The 14,466-nt window shown below is 45.0% G+C and carries 12 protein-coding genes; 8 read left to right on the top strand and 4 right to left on the bottom strand.

Translation table 11 applies throughout. The features are described from left to right. Positions 1–97 precede the first annotated feature (97 nt). The 7 genes from Q3W13_RS17105 to Q3W13_RS17075 all read left to right on the top strand — a co-directional run bounded on the left by Q3W13_RS17105 (position 98) and on the right by Q3W13_RS17075 (position 8,939). The gene (locus tag Q3W13_RS17105) at positions 98–838 is read left to right on the top strand and encodes an outer membrane lipoprotein-sorting protein (protein ID WP_302865812.1); all 741 of its coding nucleotides are present in this window, start codon (positions 98–100) and stop codon (positions 836–838) included. Positions 839–842: 4 nt separating this feature from the next. Beyond that, positions 843–2,060, top strand: coding sequence for an FtsX-like permease family protein (locus Q3W13_RS17100; RefSeq protein ID WP_302865811.1), 1,218 nt, complete (start codon positions 843–845; stop codon positions 2,058–2,060). After that, complete coding sequence (locus Q3W13_RS17095) at positions 2,061–3,278, top strand: ABC transporter permease (RefSeq protein WP_302865809.1); 1,218 nt, start codon at positions 2,061–2,063, stop codon at positions 3,276–3,278. A gap of 19 nt (positions 3,279–3,297) precedes the next feature. Further along, positions 3,298–4,035 (top strand): ABC transporter ATP-binding protein, encoded by a 738-nt coding sequence (locus tag Q3W13_RS17090; RefSeq protein ID WP_302865808.1) that lies wholly within the window; start codon positions 3,298–3,300, stop codon positions 4,033–4,035. An 8-nt stretch (positions 4,036–4,043) separates the two neighbouring features. Further along, entirely contained in the window at positions 4,044–5,192 is a 1,149-nt protein-coding gene (locus Q3W13_RS17085; RefSeq protein WP_302865806.1) for a DUF1302 family protein, read from the top strand. A gap of 439 nt (positions 5,193–5,631) precedes the next feature. Next, positions 5,632–7,731 carry a phosphate acetyltransferase gene (pta, locus tag Q3W13_RS17080; RefSeq protein ID WP_302865805.1) on the top strand — a complete coding sequence of 700 codons (2,100 nt, stop codon included), beginning with the start codon at positions 5,632–5,634 and terminating at the stop codon, positions 7,729–7,731. Then, on the top strand, positions 7,713–8,939 hold the full coding sequence (locus Q3W13_RS17075; protein ID WP_302865803.1) for an acetate/propionate family kinase: 1,227 nt from the start codon (positions 7,713–7,715) through the stop codon (positions 8,937–8,939). Before pta ends, Q3W13_RS17075 begins: the two co-directional genes overlap by 19 nt. A 185-nt stretch (positions 8,940–9,124) precedes the next feature. Here the strand turns inward: Q3W13_RS17075 and Q3W13_RS17070 are convergent, their stop codons facing one another. Continuing rightward, the gene (locus Q3W13_RS17070; RefSeq protein ID WP_302865802.1) at positions 9,125–9,424 is read right to left on the bottom strand and encodes a helix-turn-helix domain-containing protein; all 300 of its coding nucleotides are present in this window, start codon (positions 9,422–9,424) and stop codon (positions 9,125–9,127) included. A 269-nt stretch (positions 9,425–9,693) separates the two neighbouring features. On the opposite strand from Q3W13_RS17070, the gene Q3W13_RS17065 reads away from it, so the two are divergent. Then, positions 9,694–10,437, top strand: a complete 744-nt coding sequence (locus Q3W13_RS17065; RefSeq protein WP_302865801.1) for an SDR family oxidoreductase — start codon at positions 9,694–9,696, stop codon at positions 10,435–10,437. Positions 10,438–10,488: 51 nt separating this feature from the next. On the opposite strand, the gene Q3W13_RS17060 is transcribed toward Q3W13_RS17065, so the two are convergent. The 3 genes from Q3W13_RS17060 to Q3W13_RS17050 form a co-directional block, all read right to left on the bottom strand. Continuing rightward, positions 10,489–11,964, bottom strand: coding sequence for a PLP-dependent aminotransferase family protein (locus tag Q3W13_RS17060; protein WP_302865799.1), 1,476 nt, complete (start codon positions 11,962–11,964; stop codon positions 10,489–10,491). 115 nt (positions 11,965–12,079) lie between these two features. Further along, the gene (locus Q3W13_RS17055; protein ID WP_302865797.1) at positions 12,080–13,108 is read right to left on the bottom strand and encodes a YhcG family protein; all 1,029 of its coding nucleotides are present in this window, start codon (positions 13,106–13,108) and stop codon (positions 12,080–12,082) included. Next, on the bottom strand, positions 13,105–14,370 hold the full coding sequence (locus Q3W13_RS17050; RefSeq protein ID WP_302865795.1) for a site-specific integrase: 1,266 nt from the start codon (positions 14,368–14,370) through the stop codon (positions 13,105–13,107). Before Q3W13_RS17050 ends, Q3W13_RS17055 begins: the two co-directional genes overlap by 4 nt. Positions 14,371–14,466: the final 96 nt, after the last annotated feature.

Genomic DNA, 14,466 nt, shown 5'->3' with positions numbered 1-14,466 from the left:
AACTGTCCGCCAAAATTGACCAGGTTCACTGTTTTTCCTGACGACAATCAGGTTGCCATCATTTGCCAACCGGTAACTTGGATTTAAATAGCAGATCATGAAAACATCCGCATGCTTAGTTTTTATGGCTTTTTTTTCCCTGACAGCAACCGCGCAGCAAGCCACTGAGGTTGTCTGGAAGGCAGATCAAAAAATGCGCGGAAGTACCATGCAGGCAGAAATGGTGATAAGGACGATACGCCCTGCCTGGACCCGTGAAATGAACTGCAAAACATGGATGAAAGGAAATAGCCTTGCAATGATCCTGATCACCGCGCCTGCAAAGGACAAAGGCGTAGTTTTTCTGAAAAGAAAGAAAGAAGTATGGACCTGGGTGCCTTCGCTGGAACGAACCGTTAAACTCCCGCCTTCGATGATGGGGCAAAACTGGATGGGAACGGATTTTACCAATGACGACCTGGTCAAAGAGTCGTCGGTTGTTGAAGATTATAACCATACCATTACAGGGGATACGGTCATACAAAACCGGCCCTGCTTCATCATCACGATGATACCTAAACCCGATGCGGCCGTTGTATGGAGCAAGGTGATCACCTGCATTGATAAAAAGGACTTTCTGGAACTGAACTGCCGCTTTTATGACGAGGATGGTAAATTGATAAATACCATGAACAGCTATGACATCAAAGTAATGGATGACCGGCTGATCCCAACGCGTTTTGAGATGATCCCGACGGATAAAAAAGGCCATAAAACCGAGATGATATATAAGGCCGTCCGCTACAACCAACCGATTGATGACCGGTTCTTCACCGTTGAAAAAACACAGACGCTCTAATGATATGTGGTTAATCAAATTATCCTGGAAGAACATCTGGCGCAACCGGAGCAGAAGCATGATCACCATCGCTGCCATCTTCTTTGCAGTGATCCTGTCCGTATTGGCAAGTAGTCTTCAGGAAGGTGTTTTCGATAACCTTGTAAAAAATGTAGTCAGCTTTTATACCGGCTATGTGCAGGTGCATCAAAAGGGGTATTGGGATGAACAGGTATTAGATAATAGTTTCCCGGCCACGGCCTCTTTGCAGCATCAGATCATACGGAATAAAAATGTTTCTGCCCTGACCCCGCGGCTGGAATCATTTGCACTCGCGTCTTCCGGCGATATAACAAAAGGAGCGCTCGTGGTGGGCATTGATCCTGATAGGGAAAACGACATTACATCGATAAGGCAGAAAATAGTTGACGGGAGATACCTGGTCGATACGGACAGGATGGTGCTGATCGCGCAGGGCTTTGCCGGTAAGCTCAAGCTTAAAGTGAATGATACGGTTGTCCTGATCGGCCAGGGATATCACGGGGCAATGGCTGCCGGAAAGTACCCCGTAAAAGGCATTATCAAATTCGGATCTCCGGAATTGAATGACCGCACACTGTTTATGCCGATATCTGCGGCGGCTGATTTGTATGGCGCCGGCGGCATGGCCACCAGCTATGTACTTTCTTTACATGACCTCACTCGGCTTCAGGGAACGGCCTCTGCCATCAGTTCATCTTTAGGTCCGGGTTATGAGGTGATGACCTGGGAAGAGATCATGCCGGAAGTAATGCAACATATCCGCACAGACACCAACAGCATGAAATATATTCAGGGCATTTTATACCTGCTGATCTGCTTCGGCATATTTGGTACCCTGTTAATGGTAATGGTGGAGCGTAAATACGAGATGGGTATGTTGCTTGCTATCGGCATGAAAAAGAGAAGACTGGCCGGTTTACTGATGCTTGAATCCATGTTTACGGTATGCACAGGATGCATCCTGGGTATTGTAGTAAGCATACCGCTGGTGTATTATCTTCATAAGTTTCCCCTGCGAATGGGCGGTGAAACAGCAAAGGCCTATGAAAAATTCGGCTTTGAGGCCGTATTCCCAACCTCTGCCAATCCTTCGAATTTTATTACCCAGGGATTAATTGTCCTTGCAGTCGGGTTGGTTTTGTCGCTATACCCGATTTACAAAATCATCCGGCTTGACCCGGTAACAGCAATGAAACGATAAATGATGATACTTTTGATGGCATGGCGGAATATCTGGCGCAATAAACTGCGAAGCCTCGTTATTGTGTTGTCGATAGCACTTGGCCTTTTTGCGGGAATTGCGGTGCTGGGTTTATATAAAGGAATGATGAAAAGCCGTGTGCGTGATGTGATCGATGCAGAACAAGGCCACCTGCAAATCCACGAGCCTGGTTTTAAGAAAGACGAGGAGCCGAAATTCATACTGTCAGACGGTCAAATGCTGTTCAACACGATTAATAAATTACCGCAGGTGAAAGCAGCATCTCCGCGGAGTGTCACCAACGGCATGTTGGCCACTGCAAGCGGTAGCGCTGGTGTGCGGATCAATGGCATTATCCCCGAACTGGAGTATCGGACATCGCAGTTAAAGGCAAAAATCACAGACGGGCAGCCCTTTGATGCCAATCGCCGGAACCAGGTGATGATCGGTAAAAAGCTAGCCCTGAAAATGAAGTTGAAAACCGGGTCCAAACTGGTCCTGACATTTACAGACAGTACCGGAAATCTGGTATCCGGCGCATTCCGCGTCGCTGCGATTTATCAAAGCAACAATACGCCGCTTGACGAAAGAAATGTGTATGTAAGGATCGCCGACCTGGATAACCTGTTAAATATACCGGGAGCATTTCATGAAATAGCAGTTCTGCTTAAAAATGATGAAGAAGTCGTTTCCGTACAGACATTGTTGCAGCGCAGATTTCCCGGCTATCAAATCGAGAACTGGCGCGAAATATCCCCCGAAACAGATCTGCTGATCAAAACAACCAATCAGTATTCTTACATTATTATGGTTATTATCATGTTTGCTTTGGCTTTTGGCATTGTTAATACTATGCTGATGGCGATACTTGAACGCACGCGGGAAATAGGGATGATGGTGGCACTCGGTACCACGCGTATACGTGTGTTTTTCCTGATACTTACCGAAACTATTTTTATTACGGTCGCCGGCGCGCCTGCTGGTATCCTTGCAGGTTGGATTGTGGTAGGTTATTTCAATAAATCAGGGCTTAACATCGCCGGCATGGGCAAAGAAATGATGAGCAGCTTCGGTTTCGGAACAATGGTCTATCCTGAGTTTCCTGGTGATAAGCTGCCGGGTATCTTGTTGATCGTCATCGGCACGGCGATTATTTCCAGCTTATTCCCGGCGATTAAAGCTTTAAGGCTACGGCCGGCGGCAGCATTAATGCGATAAGTAGTTAGTAATTATGGATATGGCAGCACTTGAAAAAATACCGGATAAAAAAGAAACGGTGATCGATGCGCATAACATCAGCAAGGTTTATAACGCAGACACGGTTCCTGTGCATGCAGTCAACAACGTGCATCTTCATCTGCTTAAGGGAGAATTTACCGCATTGGTAGGGCCATCCGGTTCGGGCAAAACTACTTTGCTCAACTTAATCGGCGGTCTCGATAAACCGGATAGCGGCCAAATCTATATCAATGGTGTTGATATCACCCGGTTGTCTTCAGGACGGCTGATCGACTTCCGGTTGCAGAACATCGGATTCGTATTCCAGTCATTCAACCTGATCCCTGTACTTACAGCCCGGGAAAATGTTGAATTTATTATGTTGCTGCAGGGGAAAGGGTCGTCAGTAAGAGACCGCCGCGTAAAACAATTGTTCGGGCAAATACAAATGGAAAATAAGCTCGACAGCCGGCCCGCACAGTTATCAGGCGGGCAGCAACAGCGTGTTGCTGTTGCCCGTGCACTGGCAAGCAAGCCCAAATTCGTATTGGCCGATGAACCCACTGCCAATCTGGATTCACAATCCGCATCGAACCTGCTGGATATTATGCTTAAACTGAATCGGGAAGAAGGTATGACGTTTCTTTTTTCTACCCACGATCAGCGCGTGATTGACCGGGCCAGGCGGGTAATCAGGCTTGTCGACGGCCGCATTGTAAGCGATACCGCTGCTGTTTCCACTGCGCATACTCAATAATTACTCCCATGAAAAAGTTGCTGATCCTGCTTTTAATACTGGTTAATGCTTGCACTGTATTGGCCCAGGACACTGCAGCAACCCGCAAATTCGTGATTAGCGGTTATATCAAGGATATGCAGATGCTCAGCCTCGACAGCAGCTTTAGCAATGCAGGATGGGCCAACCTGGTGCACAACCGGGTTAATGTAAAATGGAAACCCACCGGTAAAATAACCGCTGCGGCAGAAGTCCGTTCACGGCTGTTTTACAGCAAGGCGCCAGATATGCCTGCCGGTTCCGTTGCCCTCCGCGCGGAAAACGAATATTTGAACATGCAGCCGGTATGGATAAACACCCGGGAGGTGGTTTTTATCAGCAATGCCGAGCGGCTGTATGTGGATTACCGGACAGATCAACTGGATTTGAGATTCGGCCGGCAACGGATCAATTGGGGAATGGCGGCTACCTGGAACCCGAACGATATATTCAATAGCTACAATTTTCTCGACTTTGATTATGAAGAGCGACCGGGTGTTGACGGCGCTAAAATTAAATATATCCCAGGTGGCGCTGTAAATCTTGAGGCAGCTTATGCCCGTACCCGGCTCCGGGACGGAAATATCGGGGCTATAAAATTATCGTTCAACAAATGGAATTACGATTTTCAGTTCATTTCCGGCATTTATTATAATAAGCCTACTTTAGGTGCAGGCTGGACGGGATATATTGGCGATGCAGGGTTCAAAGGCGAGTTGCAGTACTTTATTGCTGGAAAAGATTCAACAGGGCATTTCAACCTGACGCTGGAAGGCGATTATAAATTCGCCGGGGAATGGTATGTTGATTTGGGGATTCTATATAACAACTACGGACTGTCTAAGCCTATTAGCCAGGCAAACGCCGTTGATCTGAATATTTCGCCTAAAAACCTGATGCCGACGAAATGGAACCTTATTCTTACAACAAGCAAACAGTTTTCGCCACGGCTGTCAGCAAATACGACATTCCTGTTTGCACCCGGCACCAACCTCTTTATTTTTTTTCCATTTATTCAGTATAACCTGATCACCAACCTGGATGTCGATCTGGTATGGCAATCCTTTTTTGCCGAGGTGAACAGTAACTTCAGGGGCATGCGCCACAGGGGGTTTCTGAGGGCAAAGATTAGCTTTTAAAACGGCTTGTTATTATCGCGCAGTGTAGATAGTCGTCTCGCCGGATAAATTGCTCCAAACGGAAAAGGTCTCTGTTTTTTCCGTCACCATTCTAAAAATCAGGCTTAGGCGGCTGGTTTGCTGAATTATCTTCCCATTCCTTTGTAGCGCCGCTGGACAAATGCCTATCTTTACATTCATAATAGCTCAGACAAGGACATGACGCGAAACTGTCGCCTCCTTCTATCTGTTGCTGATGCAAAGTGCCGTGCGGATGCAGTATGATAGTTGCTGGAGAAATGCCACTTAATCAACAACGCCGTTCGCTAATAAGATAACCGGACGGACGGCTGATTGGTCGGCCGGATCAACTACTCTTCCAGCTATATTGCCATTCAATAAAATGTGAACGACTTCACTGGCAAACTTGACAAAGAATAAGGATTTCAACTTAAAAAACATGATTAAAAGCGTTTTTATTACAGGGACTGAAGGAAATACTGGCAAGTCGGTCATTTCTTTAGGACTTATTAATATGATATTAGGCAAGGCCCGGAAAGTTGGCTTCTTTAAACCGGTGATCAGCAAACGGAACAGCCAGCAGAAGGATGAACATATCAATACTATTATTAGCCATTTTGATCTGCCGATCTCTTACGAGGAATCTTATGCACTGACCTGGCAGGAAGCCACGCGCCACATGGAATCTGAAGGTGAAGGTGAGATGATCGATATCATTATCAGAAAGTACAAAAATCTTGAAGCTCAATATGACTTCATCGTCGTTGAGGGAACGGATTATCGCGGGGAAGGCGGAGCATTTGAGTTCGAACTGAATGCGCAGATTGCGAAAAACCTGCGTGCGCCCGCAATAGCGGTAATATCAGGAGAAGGGCGTTCCACTGCCCAGATCGTTAACACCGTGCTCACTACGCTAAACAAATTTGAAGCAAGAGAGATCAGCGTTTTGGCAGTGGTTGTCAATAAAGTGCAACAAGCCAGCTTAAGCGATGTGCGGGCGCTTCTGGAAAGGCAGTTACCAACAGAAACGCTGCTGGCGGTCATACCAGCAGATAAAGCCTTGCGAAATCCATCTATGAGAGAGGTCCATGAAAAGTTGGATGGCAGACTATTATTCGGGTCAGAACAGCTCACTAACCGAGTCGATCATTTTGTCACCGGCGCGATGCAGGTGCCAAATTTTTTAAACTACCTTAAAGAAAATGTCCTGATCGTAACCCCAGGTGACCGGGGAGATATAGTGATCAGCGCGCTACAGGCGAATTTATCCTCGAGTTATCCGAAGGTTGCCGGCATTATTTTAACTGCCGGGTATGAGCCCGAGGAGCCGATCACGAGGTTAATCGAAGGCTTACAAACCGTCGTCCCCATAATTGCCGTTTCGACCGGAACGTTCGAAACCAGTAATATAGTCGGATCAATTCGGTCAAGAATAACAGCAATGGACTTAAAGAAGATAGAGTTGGCCATCGAGACTTTTAATACCCACGTTGATCTTTCTGAACTGGACAAACGGATCATCACGTTTATCCCGTCGTCAGGTTTAACGCCGAGGATGTTTCAGTATCAGATTACCAGCCGCGCGAAAGCCGATAAAAAACATATTGTTCTCCCTGAAGGTACCGATGAGCGGATTCTTAAAGCTGCTGCCAGGCTTATTAAGCAGGATATTGTTGAACTCACCCTGCTGGGTGTCCCCGAAGAAATCAACGCGGTGATACAACGGCATGACATCGACCTCGATTTGGCTGATATCAAAGTCGTTAACCCGGCGACCGACAGCCATTATCACGAATACGTAGAAACACTTTATCAACTCCGGAAAAACAAAAATGTTAACATGGAAATGGCAAGGGACTTAATGACTGACGTTTCTTATTTCGGGACCATGATGGTTTATAAAGGCTATGCCGACGGTATGGTATCAGGCGCTGTGCACACTACGCAGCATACCATCCGGCCCGCCTTGCAATTTATCCGGACGCGGCCGGGCATTTCAGTCGTCTCCTCCGTCTTCTTTATGTGCCTGCCCGACAGGGTTTCGGTTTTTGGCGATTGTGCTGTAAATCCAAACCCGACGGCAGAGCAATTGGCAGAAATTGCAATTTCATCCGCCGAAAGCAGCATGAAATTTGGTATTGAACCCAGGGTGGCCATGCTTTCCTATTCATCCGGCGCTTCAGGCGAGGGTGAGGAGGTTGAAAAAGTTAGAAAGGCTACAGAAATTGTAAAGGTCCGCCGGCCCGACTTAATGGTGGAGGGGCCTATTCAATACGATGCGGCAGTAGATGCCGCAGTTGGAAGCAGTAAAATGCCAGGCTCGGAAGTTGCCGGCCGAGCCAGCGTTCTCATATTTCCCGATTTGAACACGGGTAATAATACTTACAAGGCTGTACAACGCGAAACAGGCGCTTTGGCTATCGGCCCCATGCTACAGGGGCTTAACAAACCTGTGAACGATCTTAGCCGCGGATGTACGGTTGATGACGTTTTTAATACTGTTATTATAACTGCTATCCAATGTCAGGAAATCGTCTAGTTGAAACTATGTATATCTTTGTCATCAATGCGGGCAGCAGTTCGCTTAAATACCAGCTTTTTAACTGGCCGTCACCCAAACCGGTCTGCGTCGGCCTGGCCGACCGGATTGGCCTGGCAAATGCGGTCGTCACGCACAAAACCTTCTTGAATGATATAGAAGCGGTTGTTTCTCACACCTGTAATATGCCTGATCACAATTCAGCCATCCAGGAAGTGAACCGGCTGTTAACCACAGGCGAGAACCCCGTATTGCAGAATACGTCCGAAGTGAGCATTGTCGGCCATCGCATTGTGCACGGAGGAGAATATTTTGTCAGCACTACGGTGATCACTCCCGCGGTGAAAGAGAAATTGTTGCTCACTTTTCAATTGGCCCCATTGCATAACCCGCCAGCCTATAACGGGATCGTTGTGGCGGAAAAAGTCTTCAGGAAGGCCACGCATATTGGCGTATTTGATACGGCGTTTTTCCAATCTTTACCTGAAAGAGCTTTTCGTTATGCTATTCCGAAATCCTATTACACGCAACAGCATATCCGCGTTTACGGGTTTCATGGGACGAGCCACAAATACGTCGGGGAAGAAGCCTGTAAATTCCTGGCCAAAAAGGATGCCCGTTTGATAACGATTCACCTGGGAAATGGGTGCAGCATCAGTGCCATAAAGGATGGCAGGGCAGTAGATACCAGTATGGGTTTCGGACCGCTGGAAGGCCTCATTATGGGTACCCGATCGGGTACCATTGATCCAACCGTAGTTTTTTATCTGATTGAAGAGATGGGCTACGACCCGGCGACTGTAAGTGTTCTGCTTAACAAACAAAGTGGAATGCTGGGTCTGACCGGTTACAGTGACATGCGCGATATTACTAAGGAAATTAACAAAGGCAATGCAGACGCAAAGTTAGCTTATGAGCTTTATGCCTATCGCATTAAAAAGTATATTGGTTCTTACATAGCAGCCCTGAACGGGCTGGATGCATTGGTGTTTACCGCCGGTGTTGGAGAAAATGACAAGTTGATCCGCGAAATGATTTGTAGTGAGATGGAATTTCTGGGCATTCGCCTGGACGCTGAAAAAAACGATAGGACACAACATGGAATTCGCGACATTAGCACCGAAGGATCGCCTGTACGAATATTGATCGCCCCGACGAATGAAGAGCTTGAAATTGCACGGCAATGCGTTGAATGCCTGAACGGATGAAAGGAGTAGGCCGCCAAAAACTTCAATGGGATAAAATGATCGTTTCATTCGGGCTAAACCAAATCAATCATCCGCCACCTGGCCCACTGACAGCCAGCATCCGTGAAAATCAGCCGGAAATCGACAAGACCATGAGGTTTTAGAAAGCCGATCACCATTTGAACAGTTGGGTCAGCTTTCGCTGTTCAGATTGCGCGTTCAGCCCTGATCCTTATCCTTTTGCTTTTTACTTCTCCGGTCAATACCCGGTTAATATCGTCAACACTGTAATATAAAATTCCCCCGATCTTGGTAAAGGGAATCGTACCATTATCTCTTAATGTCTGAAGCGTGTTATCAGATATCTTAAGCAGATTTTTCACCTGGTAACTTTTCAGCCACTTTTTGGGTTCTTCAACTGCCTGTCCTAAGAGTCCTTTGATCTGATTCAATAGTTGCTGGCCAAACTCCTGCAAATCTTCTTTGGTTATGATTTCTGCTGCCATAATGCATATCATTTGAAATAATTTGTTACAAATTTGGCAGATATTGAAAGTTAAAACCTCCGACTCTATCCGAGTCGGATGGAAAATTTTAACAGTTACGTGAAGTGCGATGTCAATGACATACAGTAGGCATCAAAAATCAAAGGACCGCGTTTATTCGTGGATGGTCTCATTTATAAAGTTTGGATGGTCATCTACATTTGAAAATCACCTTATTTTGTTTCTATAAAGAGACTAAATGGTGTAATGAATAATCTAACAATAAACTTATGGAAATTTTAGTAGTTGGAGGGACCGGACTAATCGGTAAAGACGTCAGCAGAAAATTGGCTGATGCAGGACATCAAGTAATCATTGGTTCACCTTCAAAGGGGATAAACATTGTCACAGGCGAAGGCCTGGCAGAAGCACTGGTTGGAACAAATATCGTTATAGACCTGTCCAATTCCCCCTCACCAGATGATGAAACGGCCTTAAACTTCTTTCGTGCTGCGGGTAAAAATCTTGTCATGTACGAAAAGGAAGCGAGCGTTAAACATCACCTCGTACTATCGATCGTTGGAACAGACCGGGTTGCGTATATCGGGTACCTTCAAGCAAAAAAAGAACAGGAAGATAACATCAAAAATTCCGGCATTCCTTATACCATCATTCGCTCCACGCAATTTCATGAACATATCACAACGCTAATTGCAGTACAGGGCAAAGAGACAGAAGTTAACATTTCAACAGTTGATTACCAGCCCATCGCTGCTATAGATGTGGTCGAGCTTGTTGTTAAGCTGGCGCTGGAGGAACCCAAAAACGGAACGATCGAGATCGCCGGACCGGAACGTGCTCCAATGACCGACTTCGTTCAAAGATATCTCAACCATAAAGGCGATAGCAAAGTGCTTATCTCGAACAATGATAACAAATACATGTTTTTTGACATTTCCAAAGACCTTTTGGTGCCACTAGGCGAATTCCGTGCCGGTTTGATCACATTTGACGATTGGCTTAGAGCAAACTGAACCCTAACCTATATTGAGCCGAGAGTAGCTCCATTGAGGTAATGCCTTTGGTTATTTGACTTGAGCAAGCGCTGTGGCAAATTTTTCCATTTCGGCATCGTTAAGTGAAGCAAAACCAACCCTGATACCGTTTATGGTATCTGAGTAGCGATAAAGGCTGCCATCGTTCAGATAAACTCCTTTGGCATAAAGCCGCTTCGAAAGCTCGCTTATAGAGTAATCTTGGGGAAAAACGATCCAAACAGCCATGCCTCCTTGCGGTATGGTAAATTGGATAAGATCGCCTAACGAGGTCTTTAAAAGTTCGCAAAACCGATCGCGACGCTGCCGGTATAATTTAACCGACCTTCGTAAATGACGTTGGAATTCGCCCGTAGTAAATAAATATGCCACAGACTCTTCAAACAAAACGTCTCCGCGTATTTCCATTAGTTGTTTAAGCCTTGATGCCTGTCGAATAAAATCTGCGTCGCCTACCAGATAGCCCAATCGTATAGTGGGAGCTAAAGTTTTAGAGATAGAACCAACATACAGCACATAGCCGTTATGATCTGCGCTGGCCAGCGGCAATATAGGACTATTGTTATAATGAAAATCATAGTCGTAATCATCTTCTATCACCGGCAGTTGATATCTGCGGATAATATCCACTAGTTTCATTCTCCGTTCGGCGCTGAGGGTTACGGTTGTCGGGTGATGATGGTGCGGAATGATATATAAAAGGTCTGGGAGGCACCTGCTACAAATTTCTTCGATCGCGTCTACATCTATGCCGTTCTCATCAACTTTGACTTTCACCAGTCTTGCACCTAATTGTTCAAACAGCTTATCCGCTAGTATATAATTCATATCGGCGACGATCACCGTACTTCCAGCTTTCAGTACCATGCTTGCAGCTATATAAATTGCTAATTGTGCGCCATGTGAGACCAGTACGTTATCAGTTTCAATATTTAAGGCTCTCGTTTTTGATAAAAAATCAGCAAGTTCCCTTCTTAACGACAAACTTCCGGCCACATTACCAGTCATTAACGGGCTGTGAAGATCGGCTTTGCTCAATAATGCTTTATAACGATTGAACAAGGAGTCAATTGGTGTGATCCTTGAATCCGGGTAACCATCGTTGATGAGCAAATGAAATGGCTTTATCTCCCGGTAAGGGGGGCGATCGAAATTGATCTGGCGATAAAAATCTGATTGACTTAGACCCTTCGGAGTGAACCGCTTTTCAGGTTTAAAAGATTTTGGATTGATCACCGGCAATTGACTGGAAATAAATATTCCTTTTTTTCCGAAAACTTCCAGCCATCCCTGCGATCTCAATTCATCATAGGCTGCGATCACCGTCGTTCTGTTAAGCTTGATCATCGCAGCCATCTCACGGCTTGAAGGTAATCGATGTCCCGGCTTAATTTTGCCATTTCTGATTAACGTCAATAAGGCGTTCGCTAGTTGTCTGAATAAGGGTATGGCGGAAGTTCTATCGATCGATATCAGATTGCTGAAAGGTATCGTTTGAATGGTCATGACGCTGCGTTTTGGACGACAGGGTCATCCAATAGGCGTAATTTTACTAAAAAATAAACGGATTGTGAATGAAGTGCATTCACAATCCGTTTGAAATCAAATTGGAAAAGCAATTCTAATGAGTGTCAACTGAAGGATCTTCCTGTCCCAATGCCTTTTGCTTGCTGATCTCTTTCTCTATTTCACTGGCCAGCTGTTCGGCTGATGGCAGATAAAGCTGGTATTTTGAGGCAAATATGTTACTGTTCTCGGGCAAAGTGAATTTTACGACAGTATCATTTTTCTCCAGGCATAATAATATACCCACCGTTGATGTTTCATACTCGAGCTTTTCAACGCGGTCATAATAGTTTACATACATCTGCAATTGACCAATATCCTGGTGCGTGATCTTATGCGTTTTCAGTTCTATGATGACAAAGCATTGTAATAGCCTGTTATAAAATATTAGGTCAACAAAAAAGTCATCACCATCAAGATGGATACGCTTTTGACGGGCTACAAATGAAAACCCGTTACCCAATTCCAGCATAAATTCCTGCAAATGGGTAATCAATGCATTTTCAAGATCCTTTTCATAATAGGCAGCCTCTGGTTTTAATCCTAAAAATTCCAGTATCATTGGATCTCTAATGATATCCTGTGGTTTGTCAGGCTGCTGTTCATTTTTCGCAACCGACAAAACCTTTTCTTTATCAGTACTTAATAACATTCGTTCATAAAGCTGACTGCCTATTTGGCGCTCCAGTTGCCTTGCCGTCCAATTATTTTTGACGGCTTCTTCTAAATAAAAACCTAATTTCTCTTGACTACTTAAACTTAAAAGCAGCTTGTAATGTGTCCAACTCAATTGCGTCCGCAGTGCGGACGCAATTGGAAATGTTCTGTAAAATTGCCTGAACCATTCTAAATTCCGCCGCGAAAACCCAGTTCCATATTTTGGCTGAAGCTCGTCAGATAAAAACTTCAATAATTGAGAACCGTATTTGGCCCGCTCTTCACCGGCTTGATCTTCTTCAAAAATTCTTTTGCCGATCTGCCAATACATTACAACGCGTTCATGGTCTACTGCACGTATTGCTGATTCTCTCGCCTTACTGATAATCGATTGAATATCTGTAATAATTGATTTTTCTAAATTCATACCATCTCCTCCTCAACAATTTCATTTAGATTGCTTTCTCCCATAATTTTCAATCGGGTCTTTAACGCCTGCATATCCCGGTTAACCTTTTTATCTTTCATTTTCGCGTAGATTTGCGTAGTCGTTAACTTGGTATGGCCAAGCATCTTACTTACCGTTTCTAAGGGCACATCATTTTCAAGGGTAACTGTAGTCGCGAAAGTGTGCCGCGCGATGTGGGTGGTTAACACCTTTTCGATACCGGCCAGATCGCCGATCTCCTTTAAATAGGCATTCATCTTTTGATTGCTCTTTACCGGCAACAACCTGTTCTCGATTATGCGGGCGTCATGCTCTGCATAGCGCTCAATAATTTCTATGGCTTGTGGAATTAACGGAACGTTGGCCTCGATAGCAGTTTTGGTTCGGGTGGTCTTGATCCAGGTTACCCCATCGGTACCAGTAACCACATGTTGAGGGGTTAGTTTATCCACGTCAACAAAAGCATAACCGGTGTAGCAGCAAAACAAAAAGGTATCGCGCACTTCAGCCAATCGTTTCACTTTAAAATGATACTCGGCCAGCAGATTGATCTCTTCCCATTCCAGTTCCACGCGGTTGACCTTATTATAAGTGCATTTAAAAAGGTTGAATGGGTTATGGCTCATCCATTGATTATTGACCGCCAGGTTGATGATCTTTTTGAGGTTTTTGATATACCGCATGGCGGTGTTATGCTCGATCTTATCCTCAGTTTTCAGGTACATCTCTAAACCGGTTACGAAAGAGTAATCGATAGACTCCAGATAAACATCAGGTTTCTTATACCGGAACTGAATATATTCGGCTGTCTTTTTACGAACGGTTTTATACTTGGTAAGCGTAGCCCTTACAAAATCTTTATCCAGCAGTTTTTCGAGTTGATTATTGTGCTCGTCAAATACCTCCAATAACATGCGATGAATGTTTCCTTCACCGGTGTATTTCTGTTTGATTTTTTCAGCCGTAATAAAATCTTCCGTACGTTTCAGATCGTCAAAGGCCCGGCGGATCTCATTGGTCGCTTCTATGATTTGAGTGTTGACATCCCTAGCCTCCGAGCCGTTGCCTCTTAAATACCCTGTTTCTGCGTCCCACTTTTTTGGATCAACTTTTCGCCCTAGGGAAATCTCACAACGTTTGCTCAGATAGGTGATCCTTGCATAAAGCGGAACCATTCCCTGTGAATCCGTTTTTCTTTTGTCAGCCCAGATCAGGACTGAAAACTTCTGTGCATTTTTCATTTGAATAAAATTTTAAATACCTGATAATTAATCAGGTCACGAAAACTCGCTTTTCGCGACCAATTCTCACTTATTCAAGCGCTTTAAAATCAATCA

Origin of the sequence: Mucilaginibacter sp. L3T2-6, from assembly GCF_030519355.1 — a bacterium.
Lineage (GTDB): Bacteria > Bacteroidota > Bacteroidia > Sphingobacteriales > Sphingobacteriaceae > Mucilaginibacter.
This window is presented reverse-complemented; position numbering and strand designations above follow the sequence as displayed.